Raw genomic sequence first — 1380 nt, forward strand, 5'->3', positions numbered from 1 at the left:
ACTCTAAGCAGAGGAAAAGATAAGTTGCAGGTTTAATCGCTGCACTGAAGGACAGATGAACTGATTCATAGGACGGATCAATTGCTCAAATGCAGTATGCAGTGACGCTATCGGAAAGACCTCTAACCAACGCTTGAGCCAATTGAAGCAAATCAAAGGTTGGATAATTAAGCGCAAATTGTTCAGTAAGTTTTTCCAGCCCCGTTGGTTGTCCCACCAAGGATGGTGCGCAAATTGTTGATGGGCTAGAGGGCAGGAATGGTTGAATTGATCCGCAAATAAACTGACCATCAAAAATGCACTCATGACTAACTCCCACCACTTCTCAATTTGCTCATAACTCGTTAGGCGGAAATCAGCCCATCCTAAAGCATCTTTGCCTTGCTTGAGTCCGTATTCAATCCAGGTTCTCAAGCCATAGCGATCACCCATTTCTTGGAGCTTGATTGTAGGAGCACAAACCATCACAAAACTGGTGGAATTTTCTGGCAAGGTTTCGGGGTTAGTTGTCAAAAGCCAGTATTGTTTGCGGTGGCGCTGGCCGTAAATTACCTCGGCCATGTAACGCACTTCAGTGGTGCCATTGCTAAAGGTGCGCTCAAAGGACTGCCACGGTTCCTGTATCACCTCTTGCTCTTGGGGTAGCCACAGGGCATGATTGCTACGAATCGCCAGAATGTAAGGCAGTTTCAATTCATCTAGAATATCAACAAAATTGTGTTTGCTTTCGCCATACAAACTATCTGCCAGTACCAGTTCAAATTGAAAACCCATTGCTTGTAATTGGCGAATCATTCGCGCAGCAATTTGCGGTTTGCTTTGATATTCCTCGTGTTCCTTGAGACGTTCTCTCGGTTTGTAAACTTCAAAAGTCAATGGCAAAATCATCCCCTCGACTAAGCCATACGCAGTCACTACAACAATGCCATTTTCTTTCTTCCCGACATTACCAATGTATTGTCGTTTAACATAGTCCGTAGTCATTCCCTTCTTGCAATCCCCAGTTTCATCGATTAACAGAATCAAGGGCCGACCACCGAGGACTTTTAGAATGATTTCCAATCGTCTTTGTCGTAGCTGCTGGGCTTGCCAAGGAGATTTCCACAGAAAGTGATGTAAACTTTGTTGGTTATCGAGTCCAACTGCTTTTGCAATTGCAGGCAATGATTTTCGTTTGATTTCGCTAATCAACCCCAGATGCAAGAACTTAAACGCTTCAAAGCTGCGGACATCTGAAAACAAATCTCCATAGAGTTGGCAATACTCATCGACAAAGCGAATCGTTGGTCGAGCTTCTCTGGAGGCGGACATCAGTTGCTAGGCTCTCTAAACTCTACTCTCTCTATTCTAAATTCCTCTGCTTAGAGTGACTGAAGAGGG

General features: G+C 44.4%; 1 protein-coding gene. It reads right to left on the reverse strand.

The features are described from left to right. Positions 1 to 3: 3 nt before the first annotated feature. Positions 4 to 1311 carry an IS701 family transposase gene (locus ACN4EG_RS27745; protein WP_431633522.1) on the reverse strand — a complete coding sequence of 436 codons (1308 nt, stop codon included), beginning with the start codon at positions 1309 to 1311 and terminating at the stop codon, positions 4 to 6. Between the last annotated feature and the right edge of the window lie 69 nt (positions 1312 to 1380).

It is taken from the genome of Alkalinema pantanalense CENA528 (assembly GCF_050753345.1).
Lineage (GTDB): Bacteria > Cyanobacteriota > Cyanobacteriia > Leptolyngbyales > Leptolyngbyaceae > Alkalinema > Alkalinema pantanalense.

Coding starts and splice junctions, on each gene's coding strand:
- ACN4EG_RS27745 (WP_431633522.1), bottom strand. CDS start 1,311: ATGTCCGCCTCCAGAGAAGCTCGACCAACGATTCGCTTTGTCGATGAG.